Annotated in this window: 14 protein-coding genes and 1 tRNA gene; 9 read left to right on the forward strand and 6 right to left on the reverse strand. The window is 53.6% G+C overall.

Translation table 11 applies throughout. The features are described from left to right. Positions 1-298 precede the first annotated feature (298 nt). Positions 299-1,477, reverse strand: coding sequence for a TRAP transporter substrate-binding protein DctP (gene dctP / locus HUN04_12305; protein ID WDP90434.1), 1,179 nt, complete (start codon positions 1,475-1,477; stop codon positions 299-301). 411 nt (positions 1,478-1,888) lie between these two features. Between dctP and HUN04_12310 the strand changes: the two genes are divergently transcribed. The 7 genes from HUN04_12310 (at position 1,889) to HUN04_12340 (ending at position 10,200) form a co-directional block, all read left to right on the forward strand. Next, on the forward strand, positions 1,889-3,493 hold the full coding sequence (locus HUN04_12310; GenBank protein ID WDP90435.1) for an ABC transporter substrate-binding protein: 1,605 nt from the start codon (positions 1,889-1,891) through the stop codon (positions 3,491-3,493). 78 nt (positions 3,494-3,571) lie between these two features. Further along, positions 3,572-4,504 (forward strand): ABC transporter permease, encoded by a 933-nt coding sequence (locus tag HUN04_12315; GenBank protein ID WDP90436.1) that lies wholly within the window; start codon positions 3,572-3,574, stop codon positions 4,502-4,504. Next, positions 4,501-5,343 carry an ABC transporter permease gene (locus tag HUN04_12320; GenBank protein ID WDP90437.1) on the forward strand — a complete coding sequence of 281 codons (843 nt, stop codon included), beginning with the start codon at positions 4,501-4,503 and terminating at the stop codon, positions 5,341-5,343. Before HUN04_12315 ends, HUN04_12320 begins: the two co-directional genes overlap by 4 nt. A gap of 12 nt (positions 5,344-5,355) precedes the next feature. Continuing rightward, a complete protein-coding gene (locus HUN04_12325; GenBank protein ID WDP90438.1) occupies positions 5,356-6,951 on the forward strand; it encodes an amidohydrolase in 1,596 nt (531 codons plus the stop codon). Between the two features lie 15 nt (positions 6,952-6,966). Further along, positions 6,967-7,956, forward strand: coding sequence for an ABC transporter ATP-binding protein (locus tag HUN04_12330; protein WDP90439.1), 990 nt, complete (start codon positions 6,967-6,969; stop codon positions 7,954-7,956). Between the two features lie 22 nt (positions 7,957-7,978). Continuing rightward, complete coding sequence (locus HUN04_12335) at positions 7,979-8,974, forward strand: ATP-binding cassette domain-containing protein (GenBank protein ID WDP93272.1); 996 nt, start codon at positions 7,979-7,981, stop codon at positions 8,972-8,974. Positions 8,975-8,994: 20 nt separating this feature from the next. After that, a complete protein-coding gene (locus HUN04_12340) occupies positions 8,995-10,200 on the forward strand; it encodes an amidohydrolase family protein (protein WDP90440.1) in 1,206 nt (401 codons plus the stop codon). A gap of 16 nt (positions 10,201-10,216) precedes the next feature. Here HUN04_12340 and HUN04_12345 read toward each other — a convergent pair whose 3' ends face one another. From HUN04_12345 to HUN04_12360, 4 genes are all read right to left on the reverse strand, one after another. After that, complete coding sequence (locus HUN04_12345) at positions 10,217-11,200, reverse strand: ABC transporter substrate-binding protein (GenBank protein ID WDP90441.1); 984 nt, start codon at positions 11,198-11,200, stop codon at positions 10,217-10,219. Next, positions 11,197-11,964: an ABC transporter permease subunit gene (locus tag HUN04_12350; protein WDP90442.1), complete on the reverse strand. Its 768-nt coding sequence runs from the start codon at positions 11,962-11,964 to the stop codon at positions 11,197-11,199. The genes HUN04_12345 and HUN04_12350 overlap by 4 nt, the downstream gene beginning before the upstream one ends. Next, entirely contained in the window at positions 11,954-12,634 is a 681-nt protein-coding gene (locus tag HUN04_12355) for an ATP-binding cassette domain-containing protein (GenBank protein WDP90443.1), read from the reverse strand. Before HUN04_12355 ends, HUN04_12350 begins: the two co-directional genes overlap by 11 nt. A gap of 94 nt (positions 12,635-12,728) precedes the next feature. Next, entirely contained in the window at positions 12,729-14,216 is a 1,488-nt protein-coding gene (locus tag HUN04_12360; GenBank protein ID WDP90444.1) for a succinate CoA transferase, read from the reverse strand. Between the two features lie 176 nt (positions 14,217-14,392). Here HUN04_12360 and HUN04_12365 point away from each other — a divergent pair. Next, a tRNA-Thr gene (locus HUN04_12365) sits at positions 14,393-14,468 on the forward strand. A gap of 214 nt (positions 14,469-14,682) precedes the next feature. Beyond that, the gene (locus HUN04_12370; GenBank protein ID WDP90445.1) at positions 14,683-15,864 is read left to right on the forward strand and encodes a hypothetical protein; all 1,182 of its coding nucleotides are present in this window, start codon (positions 14,683-14,685) and stop codon (positions 15,862-15,864) included. Positions 15,865-15,988: 124 nt separating this feature from the next. Here HUN04_12370 and HUN04_12375 read toward each other — a convergent pair whose 3' ends face one another. Continuing rightward, positions 15,989-16,744, reverse strand: coding sequence for a hypothetical protein (locus tag HUN04_12375; protein ID WDP90446.1), 756 nt, complete (start codon positions 16,742-16,744; stop codon positions 15,989-15,991). Positions 16,745-16,756: the final 12 nt, after the last annotated feature.

The following is a 16,756-nucleotide window of genomic DNA, read 5'->3' on the forward strand; positions in this document are numbered from 1 at the left end:
TCCTGTATGTGAAAAAATTAAACTTCCATTTACAGAAAAAAGAATAGCCAAAAGCGAAAATACTTAACAAACTAGATGAATATGAACCTGATGTTGCTTGAGCAGGTGTCCCAAATTGGAATTGAAAAACCCATAACTTCCATTTGGATGGAGATATGAATCTATACTATAGCAAATCTTAGCGTAAAGCAAATTTGTTGTGAGCAATGCTGGGGCATTGGGAATGATCTTGCGGCCCAATCAGAAAGAGGCGGATGCCGCCAAGTATGGCCAAGGTTCAAAGTAAAAATTCAAAAACTCAGATAGAATCCTGCTGCCTGTTATTTTTTTCCAGAGCGCTGACAACCGTCCCGGACAAAAGCCCTGACGCAACAGAGCGCTTCAGGGCTTCTTTTACGGGTGCCTGCCAGGGCCGGTGATCCACCCGGATATAGGCAGCGCTGTTTTCCCGGATATTCATGGATTCATAGGGTTCGTTCTTCTCCTGGGCCAGGCCGGTGAATATGTCCCCTGTTTTATCGCTGCAGGCGGTGAGCGCCTCCTGGGAGCCAGGGCAAAGCATCCGATAGCGGGCCTCGTTCATGGCCACGCAGACGATGTCCGGCATATCCCCGATCCGGGTGACATATTTGGCCTGCCTGGAAAAGCCCATGGGATAGACATGGGATTTATGGCAGGGAATCACGTCGATCTCTCCCTCATCAAAGGCCCGGTTGAGGTCCTCCCAATGTACGGAGACCGGCTCGGCCCCCATCAGGCGCCAATACAGCTTAAGCACCTCTGACTCATAGATCCGCACCCGCCGTCCCCGGATATCTGCGGGAGAAAACACGGGGGTTCTGGAGACCAACACCCGCTCCACCCCACGGAACCAGTTCCACCTCGGATTGATGAACCGAACCCCCTGGTCCGTGAGGGGTCTGGTAAAGTTATCCCGGAAAAAATCTGACGCCAGGAATCTTAGCTGATGGTCCATGGCGGGGAATATATAGGGCAGGGCAAACAGGTCAAAATCCGGTACACAGGCCCGAAACAATGCCAGATCATCCATGAAAAGGTGGATGGAACCGTTTTTCAGGTGCTCGACGGGATTGACGCCGCCGCCCAACTGATCCGCCTCCAGCCGCACCAGGGAGAGCTGTCCATCCGTTGCGCTACGGACATCTTTGGCCAGCCGTATGACACTCTCCTTTTCCGGCCCTTCCCCCAGATTCAGGGTGCCGATGATGTGGGTGGTCTCTTCCTTTTGAAACAGATAATCCACGGGCCGGCGAAAAAACCGGCAGATCAGGGAAAGGGCCTTGATGGAAATGGCAGCTTTTCCGGTCTCAATCTTGGACAGGTGCCCCTGGGAGATGCCGATGTGGCCGGACAATTGGATCAGGCTCAGGCCCTTTGCCTTTCTGAGTTCACGGATCTTGGATCCCACACTTTCCTGAATTCTCAGCTCGCTCTGATCTGCCGTTTCCTGTGCCATGTGCCTCCCTGTGTAAATTTAATCTAATTCCCTTTGCTTTTTTCATATCACATGGGAAAATTTCCCATCAAGAATATTTTTTTATTTATGCGGTCACGCCCCCGGCATCCCGGGGGACCTGGCCAGACAAATTTATAATGTACGCGAAATCAATCCCATTTCTCTGCGTCGCGCCCAAGGTAGCACCATCGCGATAAGAATATTTTCTGCGATATATCTAAGATATCTTAGAAAAAATTATTCTTGACAAGCACATATCGCATGAATTAATCAATTTTATGAAAATTATATTATGCATTTAGTTAAGTAAGCGGCAGCACTGGCGGATTTGCCGGCCGCCGTCCCGATTGCGGCCGGCAGCCACGACCCTGAACGCCGGTTGACAACCACCTTTATTGAAATGGAGAAACCATGAAAAAAAAGTTAACGATTCTTTTGTCGGTTCTTGCCATCGGCATGCTGGCCTGCACCAATGCATGGGCCGCCCGCACCGGCGGCACCTTTGTTTTCTGCGCCCCCTACGGAGGAGATGTATTCTCCCTTGACATGCAGCGCACGGGCAACACCCAGGATTACATCGTGGGGCTGAACATTTTCCGAAGCCTCTACAAATGGGACGCGGCCCAGAACAAACCGGTTCTTGCACTGGCGACTGCCGTCGATGTCTCCGAAGACGGCATGGTTTACACCTTCAAACTCAGACACGATGTTAAATTCCACAACGGCAGGACCATGACCGCCGACGACATCATCTACTCCTATAACCGGATCATGGCCCCCGCAACCGCCTCCTCCGCGGCCTCATATGTGGGAGTCATCAAAGGGGCAAAGGCGGTGCAGGACGGCAAGGCCCAGACCATTTCCGGCCTGAAAAAGATAGACGATTTCACCCTTCAAATCACCCTGGACCACGTTGCGGACCTGGGATACCAGCTTTATAAAATCGAAGCCGCCATTGTACCCAAAGAGGAAATCCAGGCCAAAGGGGACGCCTTCGGAACCGCACCCGTGGGCTGCGGTCCCTTCAGATTCGTCAAATGGATCAAAGGCAGCGAGATCGTCCTGGAAAAATTCGACGGTTATTTTGAACCGGGCAAACCCTATATCGACAAACTGGTCTATAAAATCATGCCCGAAGGCTCTGCCCGGGACATGGCTTTCCGGGCCAGGGAACTGGATGCCAACCTGGTGGGCGGCGCCCAGTACGATGTCTACCAGCGGGATCCTGAAATTTCCAAAAACATGATCGAAGTGGCTGAAATGTACACCCGGTTCATGGGATTCAACCAGGCCTATGCCCCCCTTGCCGACAAACGGGTCCGCCAGGCCATCAACCATGCCCTGAACTCCGAGCTGATCATCAAAAAACTGCTCAAGAACAAGGCCTTCAAAGCCACCTCATTTCTGCCCACATCCTCCCCGGCTTTTGATCCGGAACTGGCCCCCTATGCCTATGACCTGAAAAAGGCCAAGGCACTGATGGCCGAAGCCGGTTATGCCGGTGGATTCGACCTTGAAGTTCTGGCCACCAACTCCCAGTCCTACGGGGTCCGGGTGGTGGAAGCCATCATCCCCTTCCTGAAGAAAATCGGCATCCGGGTCAAACCCCAGCAGCTTGAAGGCGGCATGCTTTCCCAGCGCCTGAAAAAAGGCGATTACCAGGCCTTTATCTGGTCCCTGGAATCCGGCCCCGACCCCCTGGCGTCCCTGAACCGGTTCCACTCCAGGACCCTGCCCTCTTCCGGCAACTATATTGCTTATGCGAATCCCGTATTCGATGGGCTCCTGGACCAGGCAAAAATAGAAAAGGATCCGGCAAAACGCCTGGACCTGCTCAAACAGGCCGACCGGTTCTTCTTTGAAGATGCCCCGGGCTGGTTCTTCAACTACAACAAGGCCATCATCGCCTACCAGCCCTGGGTCAACGGCGTGGAAGCCGTTGCCATTGAGATGATGCTCCAGGATTTTACCAACCTGTGGCTCAATGAAACCTCTCCCAGGGCAACTGCCAAATAGATCATTGCCGGCAGATGAAAACTCCGGGCAGGGCGCATTTCCCCCTGTCCGGACCATTTTTATACCGAAAGATTGACCATGCATCTTTATGCACTCAAACGGATACTCCAGTTTATCCCCACCATTTTTTTCATCACCCTGATCATGTTCGTCCTGCTGAACATCCTGCCCGGCTCGGCCGCGTACCTGGCCCTGGACCAGAGGAAGGCGCCGGACCCCAAGCTCATTGCCCAGCTGGAAAAGGAATGGGGCCTGGACAAGCCCATGCACATCCGCTACCTCAACTATCTAAAGGGACTGGTCACCGGGGACCTTGGCAAATCCTTCCTGCGAAAGGAAAGCGTTTCAAAAATCATTGCCGACCGGATCTGGCCCACCCTGAAGCTGGCCCTGGCCTCACTGGGCCTTGCCGTGGCCGTGGGGCTGCCCCTGGGATTTTTATCGGCCCTGCGCCAGGGGTCCTGGCTGGATTCCCTGTCCATGATAGGCGCCGTGTCCGGGATCTCCATGCCCCAGTTCTGGCTGGGAATTCTGCTGATGTTCTTTTTATCGGTGAAGGTGAGGATATTTCCCACATCGGGGTACGGGGAGGGGAACCCCATGTACCTGGTCCTGCCGGCCATCTCCCTGGGGGTCGGCTATATGGCCCTGATCGCCAGGACCACCCGGGCCGCGGTCATTGACGTCCTGACCATGGATTTCGTCCGCACGGCCCGGTCCAAGGGGCTGTCCGAGCTTCTGGTGAACAGCCGCCATGTGTTCCAGAACACCATGATCCTGGTACTCACCACGGTGGGACTGCAGTTCGGCTCCCTCATCGGGTCCACCGTGATCGTGGAAAAGCTTTTTTCCTGGCCCGGCATCGGCTCCCTGCTGGTGGATTCCATTTACCAGCGGGATATTCCAGTGACCCAGGGGTGCATCCTGGTGATCATCCTGATTTTTCTCATCGTCAACCTGATTGTGGACCTGCTTTACGCCGTGGTGGACCCGAGGATTAAATACCAATGAAACTGTTTAATTTTTTCAAAAAACGGATCAATCTGGCCCTCGGCGGACTGATTGTCCTCTTTTTCGTAGCCATGGCTGTATTTGCACCGGTGCTGGCCCCCTATCATCCCGTGGACGATGCCGACCTCATGGTGGCTGAAGAGCCCCCCAGTGCCGCATACTGGTTCGGCACGGACAGCCAGGGAAGGGACATCCTCTCCCGGGTGATCTACGGCTCCCGGATCTCCCTGTCCATCGGCCTGGTCACCCAGGTGATCAACACCATCATCGGCATCATCCTGGGGGTGACCGCCGGGTTCTTCGGCAAATGGTGGGACGACCTGGTCATGGGATTCACCTCCATCATGCTCTCCATCCCCTCCCTGGTATTCGCCCTGGCCGTCATGGCCCTGCTGGGTCCGGGGCTGGTGAATGTATTCATCGCCCTGGGACTGACCAACTGGGCCTATACCTGCCGCATCGCCCGGTCCCAGGTGCTGTCGGCCAGGGGAATGGACTATGTGACCGCCGCCCGGGCCCTGGGCTATCCCCGGATCCGGATCATGTTTGAACAGATTCTGCCCAATATTCTCGGGCCCATCCTGGTCATCGGCACTTTAGGAATCGCCTATGCCATCCTCATCGAGGCCTCGCTCTCTTTTCTGGGCCTGGGCACCCAGCCCCCCAACCCGTCCTGGGGCGGCATGCTTTCCAATGCCAGGGAACAATTTTTCACAGCCTATTGGATTTCCATCTTCCCGGGCATCGCCATCTTTCTCACCGTACTGGGCTTCAATTTACTGGGGGACGGCCTCCGGGATGTACTGGATCCCCATTCCGTGCTGAAGAACCAAAAATAAACAGGAGTATCCATGCCAACCGCATTTTTATCCGCTGACATCTATACCGGAGACCCGGAACGCCCACGTGCCGAAGCGGTTTTGATCAAAGAAAACACCATTGCCGCCGTTGGCAGCAATGAAGAAATAGAGGCCCTCTGTCCCCAAACGACAGAGAAAATCAATCTCCACGGCCGGTTCCTATGCCCCGGATTTGTGGATGCCCACACCCATGTCTGGTCCCTGGGATATACCCTGACCATGGTGGACCTGCGGGGACTGACCTCGCTGAATGCCTGCCAGGCGGCCATTGCCCGTGCTGCTGAAGACGCTGAACCCGGCCAGTGGATCATCGGCCGGCACTGGAACCAGAATATCTGGGAAGAGGGCCGGGAACCCACACGCCACGACCTGGATGCCGTGGCCCCGGATAATCCTGCCGTAATGATCCGGATCTGCGGCCATGCCAGCTGGGTGAATACCCGCGCCCTGGCCGCAGCCGGGGTGGATGAAAACACCCCGGAGCCCTTCGGCGGGCAGATCGACAGGGAAGCGGGCACCAATTTCCCTTCGGGCATGATCCGGGAGACCCGGGAGGTGGTGGAGAATTTTATCCCGGAACCCGACCTGGAATTCAGGGTTCAGGCATTTTTAAACGCCCAGGAGATCTTCCTCTCCCAGGGCATTACCTGTGTCCACAGCTTTGAAACCCCGGCCGATTACCGTGTCATCCATGAGGTGGAAAAACGGGGACTGCTCAACATCCGGGTATACCACACCGTCCACCCCGAGGAGATGGCAGAATTCGACCAATGGAAAAATAAACAGGACCGCTTCCAGTCGGAAATGCTCTGGCACGGCCATATCAAACTCTTTGCCGACGGGTCTCTCGGGGCCCGCTCCGCCTATCTGCATCAGCCCTATGAGGGGACCGGCAACTGCGGCATTTCCTGCATGACCCCGGAGCAGATGACGGCGGCGGTGGTTGCGGCCTATGAAACCGGCCGGGGGGTTATCTTCCACGCCATCGGCGACAGGGCGCTGTCCCAGAGCCTGGATGCCATTGAGGCGGCCAGAAAAATCGTGCCCGGCCCCTTTAACGGAGAATACCGGGACCGCATCGAACACCTTCAGCTCACCCGCATTTCGGACCTCAAACGGATGAAGGAGATGGGCATCGCCGCCAGCGTCCAGCCCATGGCCATTCTCACGGACTGGGAGGTGGCCCGGAATATCTGGGGGGAAGAGCGGTGCAACACCGCCTATGCCTGGAAAACCATGGAAGACCTGGGCCTGCGCCTGATGTTTTCATCCGACGCCCCCATCGAACCCATCAGCCCCACGGAAGGCATCCAGGCCGCAGTGACCCGCAAGGGATTTGGCGCCCCCCCGGATCCGGCCTGGTATCCGGCCCAGATCCTCTCACGGGAAACGGCGCTCAAGGCCTATTTTGAACATGGGGGATGGGCCACGGGGCGGGATAAGGAATTCGGAATCATTGCCCCGGGGCGGAAGGCAGACATCACCATCCTGGAAAAAAGTCCCCTAAGGGTACCGGAAAATGAAATCAAGGATATCCGGGCCGCGGCAACCATGGTGGACGGCAGCATTGTATTCAGCAACCTATAAAACCGGGAAGGCAGCATGGCACCCCAAAAAAAACTGCTAAGCGTAGACCATTTAAAGACCTATTTTCACACCCCCAGGGGGGTGGTTCGGGCAGTGGACGATGTTTCCTTTTCCCTCAGCCGGGGAGAGGTCCTGGGTCTGGTGGGGGAATCCGGATGCGGCAAAAGCGTCACCGCCCAGAGCCTCATGCGGCTGGTCCCCTGCCCCCCCGGAAAAATCGAGGGAGGGCAGATCCGGTTTGACGGCCTGGACATTGCCGCCCTGCCCATGAAAGAGATGAAAACCATCCGGGGAAACCGGATTTCCATGATTTTCCAGGAGCCCATGACCTCCCTGAACCCGGTGAAAACCATCGGCTACCAGATCGGGGAGATGTTCCGGCTGCACAAGGGAATGAACAAAAAACAAAGCATGGAAGCCGCGGTCCGGATGCTGGAAAAAGTCCAGATTCCCGAACCGTCCAAACGGATCCGGGCCTTTCCCCACCAATTATCCGGGGGGATGCGCCAGCGGGCCATGATTGCCATGGCCCTGTCCTGCGAACCGGAAATCCTCATTGCCGACGAACCCACCACGGCCCTGGATGTAACGGTCCAGGCCCAGATCATGGACCTGATGAAACGGTTGCGGCAGGATTTTAGCACGGCCATTCTCATGATCACCCATGACCTGGGCATCATTGCCGACATTGCCGACCGGGTCATGGTCATGTACGCGGGCAAGGCCGTGGAATCGGCCGCCTGCACACAGATTTTCGACAATCCCTGCCACCCCTATACCCAGGGGCTCCTGGGATCCGTCCCGGTGCTGGGTGCCAAAATACCTGGACAGCGTTCCCGGCTCAAAGAAATCAAAGGCATGGTGCCCAGCCTCTCCAATCTGCCGCCGGGATGTGCCTTTGCCCCCCGGTGCGACCGGGCCCAGGGAATCTGCAGAGAAAAAATGCCGCCCTTCGAGGAACGAAGGCCGGGCCACTGGGTGAGATGCTGGATGAACAATGCCTAATTCAAAGGCAAACCAAAGAGAGATGACCATGTTAAACAGTGAAACAACCACGCCCCCCCTTCTGGAAGTGGAAAACCTGAAAGTCCACTTCCCCATGGGCGGAGGGCTGTTTTCAAAAAATGCCCAGACCGTCTATGCCGTAGACGGTATCAGCCTTTCCCTGAATTCCGGGGAAACCCTCGGAATTGTGGGGGAAAGCGGTTGCGGAAAGACCACCGCCGGCCTGGCCATGCTCAAGCTCATCGATGCCACCGAAGGAAAAATCCGCTTCAACGGCAGGGACTATTCGGACAATGCAACGGCCAACTGCCCGGCCCTGAGAAAAGAGATGCAGCTCATCTTCCAGGATCCCTACTCCTCCCTGAACCCCAGGATGTCTGTCAGGCGGATCATCGGCGACCCCATGGAGATCCACGGGCTGTGCAATAAACAGGACAAGGCAGACAAGGTCGGGGCCCTCATGGAAAAGGTGGGCCTGCCCCCGGAATACCAGAACCGCTTCCCCCACGAATTCAGCGGGGGACAGCGCCAGCGCATCGGCATTGCCAGGGCCCTGGGGCTCAATCCCCTGCTCATCATCGGGGACGAACCGGTCTCCGCCCTGGACGTCTCCATCCAGGCCCAGACCATCAATTTGCTCATGGATATCCAGGAGGAGCTGGGGCTTTCCATGGTCCTCATCTCCCATGACCTGGCCGTGGTGGAGCATCTCTGCGACAGGATCGCCGTCATGTACCTGGGAAAAATCGTGGAAACCGGCACCTGCGAGGAAATTTACACCCATCCGGCCCATCCCTACACCCGGGCCCTGCTCTCTTCTGTGCCCATTCCCGATCCCAGAAAACAGCAGGAACGGATTCTGCTCAAAGGCGATGTCCCCAGCCCCATTTCCCCGCCCCGGGGCTGTCATTTCCATCCCCGGTGCCCCCATGCCTCAGCCGCCTGCAGGGAAAGTTACCCCGAAACCAAGGCGGTGGGCACCGGCCACCTGGTGGCCTGCCACAACAGCCCCTATTAACCCAGTGCAAAGGAAGAAAAATGAAACAGACCCTCCCCCTGCTGCATAATACCCACACCCACCCCTCCATCTTTGCCGCCATGAAAACCGGAGTGGACATCAGCAACGCCCAAACCAAGGCAGAGGCCCTGGCCGCCATGGACGCCCACACCGGGGATTTCATACTGGTTCTGGGGTGGCACAGCACCCGGTATACCTTTGAGCCAACGGAGCTGGACCACCTGGCACCGGCCCTGGTCTGCAATGTTTCACTCCATGAATTTATCCTGAACACCCCGGCCCGGACCCATTTTGCAGATGCCCATCCCGGGGTTGTCAAAAATATTGACGATACGGACTGGGTGGAGCGGAACCTTTACCAGATCCTGAAATTCATTGCTGCAAATGCCGGGGTCACCGCCGATGGGATTAAGGCCTTCTACCGGGGACTGGCCGAAGAAGGGGTATGGGGGGCTGACGATATGCTCCTGCCCGGCCGGCAGGTCATTGCCCTTTATGAAGCGGCCGGATGTCTCAGCCGGACCCGGCTCTGGGCGGATCCCGACTCATTCAGCGCCCTTGATCCGGAGGACCGGGCAAAGGTATTCGGCATTAAAGTCTTCATGGATGGTGCGGTGGGGGCCAGAACCGCCGCCCTGAACAAGCCCTATGATACCGGTACCGCCGGCCTGCTGCTGAAAACCGACCGGGAGTTGTACCGGGACCTGGCACAGGCCCTTGAATGGAATAAACCCGTTGCCATCCACAATATCGGGGACCGGGCCACGGCCCAGGTGATTTCATCGCTGACGGCCCTCAAAGAAAACACCGGCAAGCTGCCCCCCATGGTCCGGCTGGAGCATTGCCAGTACATCACCCCGGACATGGCCGAAACGGCAAAATCCTTAGGCGCTGTCCTGTCCATGCAGCCCAATTTCAGCGAAGATTCCATCCAGTACAAGGAAAGACTGCCCGGGGGCTATGCCGAAAGAAACAACCCCTTCCGCATGCTCATCGACCAGGCCGGATTTGTGCCGGGAAAAGATCTGTTCTTCGGCACCGACGGGCCGCCCCACGGGGTTGAGGCCGCCGTCACCGCCTGCCTCTTCCCGCCCCTGGACAGCCAGCGCCTCACCCTTGAAGAATGTATTGCGGGATACTGCCTCCCGGACATGGAAAAGGGACGGATAGAAATAGAGATCGACCACGCGCTCCGGGGGGTTACGGCACGGGTGGTCTTACACTAGCTCAGGAAACTGAACCCTAAAATCCCGCCAGCCGGGTCTCAACATGAACAGGGCCCTTTACCTGTTTTTCCTTGATCATGATGGTTTCGGTCTGAATCCAGGCGGCCCGGTCGATGGTCCCGATCTTTACTCCGGCATTGGGCTTGATCAGCAGCCGGGTCACACCCAACTGCCGCTCCCGGATGTGGTCCGCCGTATTTTTGTCCCGCTTTTTGATCTCGGCCAGCACCTCATCCCTGTTGGCCGGGTCCATGGAGAATTCCCAGGCAGCCATCAATGCGGTCATGAATGCCTTTACCCGTTCCGGATTTTTCTTGATCACCTCTCCCGAGGTGACCACGGAATTGGCCACAAATGAAACCCCGTAGTCAGCGGGGTTGAAAAAGCGGACCGATTCGCCTTCCTTGGCCAGTTTATCCTCCAGGATCACCCCCTGGGAATTTCTGTACACCGGCCAGATTTCCACCTTTTTTTTCAAAAACGGGGTGAAATCAAAGCGGACGCTGGAAATACTCACATCGTTGTAAGTGAGCCCGGCCTTGGCCAGCAGGGTATTCATGATGGTCTCGTCATTGCCGCCGAAGGTCACCCCGATGTTGCGGCCCTTTAAATCCACAAGACGCTTTATCTCAGGCAGCTCAGACCGGTAGATCCACTGCATGGGATTGATCTGAAAAAGCTGGGCCAGAACCACCACGTCCGCCCCCTTGTCCAGGGCACGGATCACCTGGTCGGCAGAGGCCACACCGAAATCGGCATATCCCAGCTCCAATTCCTTGATGGCGTTTTTCTCGGGCCCGCCTTCCTTCACCTTCACGTCCAGGCCGGCCGCCTTGAAAAATCCGCCGGCATCGGCCATGATGTCCCCGGCCACAGAGGTATTGAACAGCCACTTAAGCCGGTAGTTTACAGTATCCCTGGCAAAGGCCGGAGATATGCTCAGGGCCAGGCAGAGTGTGATTCCGGCGGTTGCAATTAAAATCTTTCTCATCATCTTCATAAAAGCTCCCCTCCTTTTGGTGCAGACCATTTGGTTTTCATCTGTTCCCCCAGCGTTTCAAGCATGCCCTGGTAGATTGAAATGATGATACCGATCATAAACAGGGCCACCAGGATACCGGCCAGATCACTCTGGTACAGGGCGATACGGATACTATAGCCGATGCCGGCATCGGCAGCAATGAATTCCGCCACAATGGTGCCGGCCATGGCCAGGGTGGCGGAACCGGCGATCACCGTGGTCAGTTTGCTCAAATTCTCAAAGGCCCGTATCTTTACCTCAAGCTGCCATCGCATCCTTCCTGTGGCGATATAAAAGTGCTCGATGTCTGTAATCGGCGCCGCCATAATCCCCAGGACGGAAAGCAGCAGGGGGAAATAGCAGATCATGGACGCGATGAGCAGGCGGGAAAGGAATCCGTCTCCCAGGAGGATGAAAATGATGGGGGCCAGCGCCACAATGGGGTAGGCCTGGATATTGTAAGCCATCACCTTGATAAAGGACCCCACCCAGGAAGATTTTCTGCCCAGGATCCCCACTGTAAAGGCCATGATAATGGAAATCAACTGCCCGAGAACGGTGACGGACAGAGTGTTCATCACATCAAAAAAATATCCGGAGGCCACCCGCCCCGCCGTCTCACGTATTAATTCCAATCCGGGGATCACATAGTCCGACAACCCCACGGTATATTTGATGGCCATGAGCCCGGCCAAGGCCAGGACATAGACGATAAGAAACTGGTAAATCCGTCTAAACAGCATTCATGATCTCCAGCATGGTCCGGTCCAGCCCCTCTTTATCAGGAAGATATCCCTGACAATAATCCCGGCCCCTGACCACCAGGTTCTCCCCGTGCCCAAGAATCAGTATATCCCGGCAGAACCGGGCCACCTCAGTCAAATTGTGGGAAATATAAAGGAAAAGCCGGTCCGGAAAAATCTGCTTCACCGCCAGAATGATGGTCTCCCGCAGGGCCTCGTCAACGTTGGCCAGGCTCTCGTCCAGAATCAGCATGTCAAAGTCCTGAATCAGATACCGGATCAGGTTCATCCGGTTCTGCTGTCCCATGGAAAGCTGCGAAAAACGGGAACTCATCAGGGATTCCACGTCGAAAATCCGGATCAGTTCCTGTTTGAGCCCTTCTTTTCCCGGGGGACAGACCTTGTCCAGGTGACTGCCCGTACTTGACCAGCCCGGCAGCCGTTCCTGGTTATAGGAATAGAGAATAGTGGAAATCCCTTCATAGGTGAACCAACCGCTCCCCTGTTTCCCATTTCCGGCCACCAGCCGGGCAAAAGAAGTCTTCCCCACCCCTGACGGACCGAACACCGCATTAAACCCCGGGGCAGCCATGGAAAAACTTAAATTTTCCAGCACCGGCCGGTTTGCCCCCGGATATGTAAATGTCAGACCTCTGCACTCAAATCGCATATATCTCTCCACCACGATCTAACTCAAATTACCCATATCGGTTCCGCACCCAAAATTCAAGCAAAAGCCGGAAATATCCGGTCCAGACGCATGATTAAAGATTGGGAAGCATGGTCCCGAACTCCTTAAAATTTTGATGGAGTTCAAAGCATTTGCCCAGATCGTGGCAGATATGGCCGCAGGGACTGGTTTCAATGTATTTGTGCAGATAGGGCCGGTAGGCCGGATGGGCGCAGGTGTTGATGATCTTTTCCGCCCGTTCCAGGGGCCCCAGCCCCCGTAAATCGGCCAGACCCTGCTCTGTCACCACAATCTGCACGGAATGCTCATTGTTGTCCACATGGGGGGTCATGGGCACCACCGCGGAAATTTTGCCGCCCTTGGCGATGGAGGGGGTCATAAAAATGGAAAGATGGCTGTTCCGGGTGAATTCCCCGCTGCCCCCCACCCCGTTCATGATATGGGTGCCCAGAACATGGGAAGAGTTCACATTGCCATATATATCCATTTCCAATGCCGTATTCATGGCAATCACCCCCAGCCGCCGGATAATCCCGGGATGGTTGGAGATCTCCTGGGGCCGGAGCACGATTTTCTGGGAATAGAAATCCATATTATCCGTCAGTTTTTTGAGCTTTTCCGGCACAATGGTCAGCGAGGTGGCCGACGCTCCCAGCAGCTTGCCTGCATCAATGAGGTCCATCATGGAATCCTGGAACACCTCGGAATACATGTAAAAAGGCGGGATATCCGGATGGGACCCCAGCCCCGCCAAGACCGCATTGGCCGTATTGCCGACCCCGGCCTGGAAGGGAAAAAATTCTTCGGGAATCCTGCCGGCCGTCCGCTCGGCCAGCAAAAATTCGATGACATGGCCGGCAATTTTCTGGCTGACCTCATCTTCGCCGGTAAAGGCACTCACCTGGTCGGGTTCATCGTTCTCCACAATGCCCACCACCTTTTTGGGATCCACCTGGGCATAGGGCCAGCCGATCTTGGTCAGGGGAGTGTGAACGTTGATGGGGCTGCGCCGGGGCGGGGCCGGGATAATGAAAATGTCGGCCAGTTCCCGCAGGCGCTGGGAATGGCAGTGGTTGATTTCAATGATCACCTTATCCGCACAGGCCAGCCAGGTGGGGGAGGCGCCGATGGAGGAACTCAGGTAGACACGGCCGTCCCGGGTAATCTCCGTGGCTTCCACCACAGCCACATCCACCTTGCCGAAAAAGCCCGCCCCCACGGTCTGGGCCATGTGGGAGAGATGCATATCCACATACTCCACCTCCTGGCGGTTGATCTGGTCCCGGAGCGCCTTGCCGCCCTGGTAAGGCGCCCGCCAGGATATGGCATTGGCTTCCGCCAGCCCGTTGTCAATATAGTCCCCGGAGGACGCCCCGCTCAAAACCCTCAGGCGGAATTCCCGTCCCTGTGCCTGTTCTGCCCTGGCATGGTCGGCCAGCATGGCCGGAACAGCCTTGGCCCCGCCCGCCGGTGTAAACCCGGAAAAGGCCACGGTGTCACCGTGTTTGATAAGAGAGGTTACCTCATCTGTTGAAAGTATTGGATATCCGTTTATGCTCATCTTGCACCTAAAAATATATATAAACCCGTTTCCTGCCTCTGTCCGTATTTTCTTCCATGACAAGGGAACGGGTGGTTAACATTAAAAAACTTCAGGGGTTAAGCCACATCCATGATGAAAATTCAAGATTTTTTATTGCTTTCCACAAAGAAATCATTTAGTTTTACGGTTCGGAAGCCGGTGTAACTCAGTTGGTAGAGTAGTTCACTCGTAATGATCAAGTCAGCGGTTCGACTCCGCTCACCGGCTCCAGTAATTTCAAGCACATAGAGGCTCCTCGTCTATTCGGGCGGAGGGCCTTTTTTGTTTATTTCTCTCTATTTTGCACAAAAAAAGGCGGGAAATCCGCCTCAAATCCGCCTCATTTTTCAAGCCCTGATCTGGGTTCCCAATCAGAACCGAAAAGATTTTCTGATCAACCAGTATCAGTAACCTCAAACGATATCCTAATAAGGAAGCAAAGTTCATGAATAGCAAATCTGTGAAGTTTGATTTAGACGCTTTGATAGAAGAAAAAAACAGAGAATATGCCTCAAAGAGGATGGAAATCTTCTCAACCCCAATGCTATTTCCTGACGAGAATCTTATCAAAACAGATGGACAAACAAATAAGCATTTGTCTAAACAAATGCCTAAACAAACAACTGAACAAATCCCCCAAATGTTTTACACAAAACTGCCTGATTTTGACCTTTCCAAACGACCTGCCGACCTCAATCCAAATGAGTACAGAATCCTATATGAGATATATTTTCAAAGGCCATTCAAAGTCAGTGGAGAAGATAGAATAGGTAGCTCCCCCCAATTCCCAATTCGGTATGGAACCGTTAGAAACATACTAAAAAGATTAAAAAATCGTGGCTACATCTCCAATATAAAGCGAATTTCTTGCGGCCGAACATTAGGAACTAATTGTAGGATTGATGCAATGAAATGTGAGCCAATTTTTGGACCAACGCACATTGAAAATGTTACCCCAGAAAAGTATATTCATGAAAGCAAACAAATACACAAATCCTATAGAAAGATAGAAAGAGAGATTAAAAAGAAAATCTCTTTTTCTTTCAGTGAAACAAAATTCTGGAGCAGAGTAACAACTCAACCAAGATTTGAAAGAATACTGTCCAAAAAATATCTCCATAAAATTCCACCCGATATGCTTCAAACTATCGACAACCAGCTCTTTTATGCGGCAAACAACAAAGGGGTCATAAACGCAAAGTATCCTGTAGATTACTTTCTCGGAGGCTTAACAGATAGAGCGTTTGATCGTCCCAAATTCTTTCGCGACCTTGAAGGCAAACAAACAAACCGACCATTTGAATTGCCACAAGAGCGAGATAAAAGGCTTCGACAAAAAAAGCTAAAAAGACAAGAAACACAAATTCCACAGGAGAAGGAACCAAGTATGCATAATCATCTCAAGGCTGTAGAACCTCAATTCAAAACCTTCATTGAAAAAAAAAGTAATATCAGCCACTTAATCAATAAATTTAAAAGAAAATATTCTCCAATATCAACAGGACAAAAAAATGCCATCAATACCTATTTCAGAACAGGACAAATGAACGACAAATTGTACCTCATGTTGCATAAAGAATTTTATTATATTCAGTCTGATAACAACGAATCGGAACAAAGCAATTGAAACCATGTCTGCGATACCCATATCTAATCAATATGGAATCCGATGCGAGGAATACGCCCACCAAACCTCTTGGAATTCACCTGCAAGCGCAGGCAATTCTGTCCTTCTTGCCACTAGAAAAGAGTCATTTTTTCTGGCGATAGCGCGTCGCGGGAGCTACTCCAATGTAAAGTTTGTCTTTTTCTGTCGAAACGTGTTTTACGATAAAACCTTGGCTTTCTTCAATCAAATTAACAATTGCTGCACTACTCGGTTTATCTGCTTCTTTGGATGTGATTTGAATTTGATCCCCTTTGGTTACCTTGATATCTTCTTCACACTTTATACTGAATAAAATACCAATTTTACAATGATTTTCCACGATCCCTTCACCACGCTCGCAACCATTAATTTTAACATTAAGTTTAGGGATGTTCCCCGCACAGCATCTGGGGAAAGCACGGCGGTCTTTATTCGGATCACAATTGACCCTGACATATAATGCGCCGAACACATGGTTGAACCAGGGGCGTCTCTTTTGGAATATGTTTTTGATGATTTCATGCTTATCCTGGTATCGATACAGCATGTTATGATAATCAACATTTGATGTCAGCCACAATTTTCGAAAGTGATCAAGTAGAATAGCCCCAGTCTCATTCGGGTGGTCTTCATTCATTATAATCTTAAAAACTGGGAACTCTCCCCCGATGATATGTGTAGAGTGTTCTTCCGGGTAATTTTTGTTAATACGTAGATTGCTTCCAAATGTATAGGGTTGGTAATAGATCGTATCATCTATCACAATCATCCAGCAATTTGGGTTATGGCCGAAGTATTTTACTGTCCGTTGTAAGTCTGAATTGATTTCCAAGAATGTTAGTGAACGCTTGAAGTCCATGACCATCGGGCA

Source organism: Desulfobacter sp. (assembly GCA_028768525.1).
In the GTDB taxonomy this organism is placed as follows: domain Bacteria; phylum Desulfobacterota; class Desulfobacteria; order Desulfobacterales; family Desulfobacteraceae; genus Desulfobacter.

Coding starts and splice junctions, on each gene's coding strand:
- dctP (WDP90434.1), bottom strand. CDS start 1,477: ATGGCACAGGAAACGGCAGATCAGAGCGAGCTGAGAATTCAGGAAAGT.
- HUN04_12310 (WDP90435.1), top strand. CDS start 1,889: ATGAAAAAAAAGTTAACGATTCTTTTGTCGGTTCTTGCCATCGGCATG.
- HUN04_12315 (WDP90436.1), top strand. CDS start 3,572: ATGCATCTTTATGCACTCAAACGGATACTCCAGTTTATCCCCACCATT.
- HUN04_12320 (WDP90437.1), top strand. CDS start 4,501: ATGAAACTGTTTAATTTTTTCAAAAAACGGATCAATCTGGCCCTCGGC.
- HUN04_12325 (WDP90438.1), top strand. CDS start 5,356: ATGCCAACCGCATTTTTATCCGCTGACATCTATACCGGAGACCCGGAA.
- HUN04_12330 (WDP90439.1), top strand. CDS start 6,967: ATGGCACCCCAAAAAAAACTGCTAAGCGTAGACCATTTAAAGACCTAT.
- HUN04_12335 (WDP93272.1), top strand. CDS start 7,979: ATGACCATGTTAAACAGTGAAACAACCACGCCCCCCCTTCTGGAAGTG.
- HUN04_12340 (WDP90440.1), top strand. CDS start 8,995: ATGAAACAGACCCTCCCCCTGCTGCATAATACCCACACCCACCCCTCC.
- HUN04_12345 (WDP90441.1), bottom strand. CDS start 11,200: ATGAAGATGATGAGAAAGATTTTAATTGCAACCGCCGGAATCACACTC.
- HUN04_12350 (WDP90442.1), bottom strand. CDS start 11,964: ATGCTGTTTAGACGGATTTACCAGTTTCTTATCGTCTATGTCCTGGCC.
- HUN04_12355 (WDP90443.1), bottom strand. CDS start 12,634: ATGCGATTTGAGTGCAGAGGTCTGACATTTACATATCCGGGGGCAAAC.
- HUN04_12360 (WDP90444.1), bottom strand. CDS start 14,216: ATGAGCATAAACGGATATCCAATACTTTCAACAGATGAGGTAACCTCT.
- HUN04_12370 (WDP90445.1), top strand. CDS start 14,683: ATGAATAGCAAATCTGTGAAGTTTGATTTAGACGCTTTGATAGAAGAA.
- HUN04_12375 (WDP90446.1), bottom strand. CDS start 16,744: ATGGACTTCAAGCGTTCACTAACATTCTTGGAAATCAATTCAGACTTA.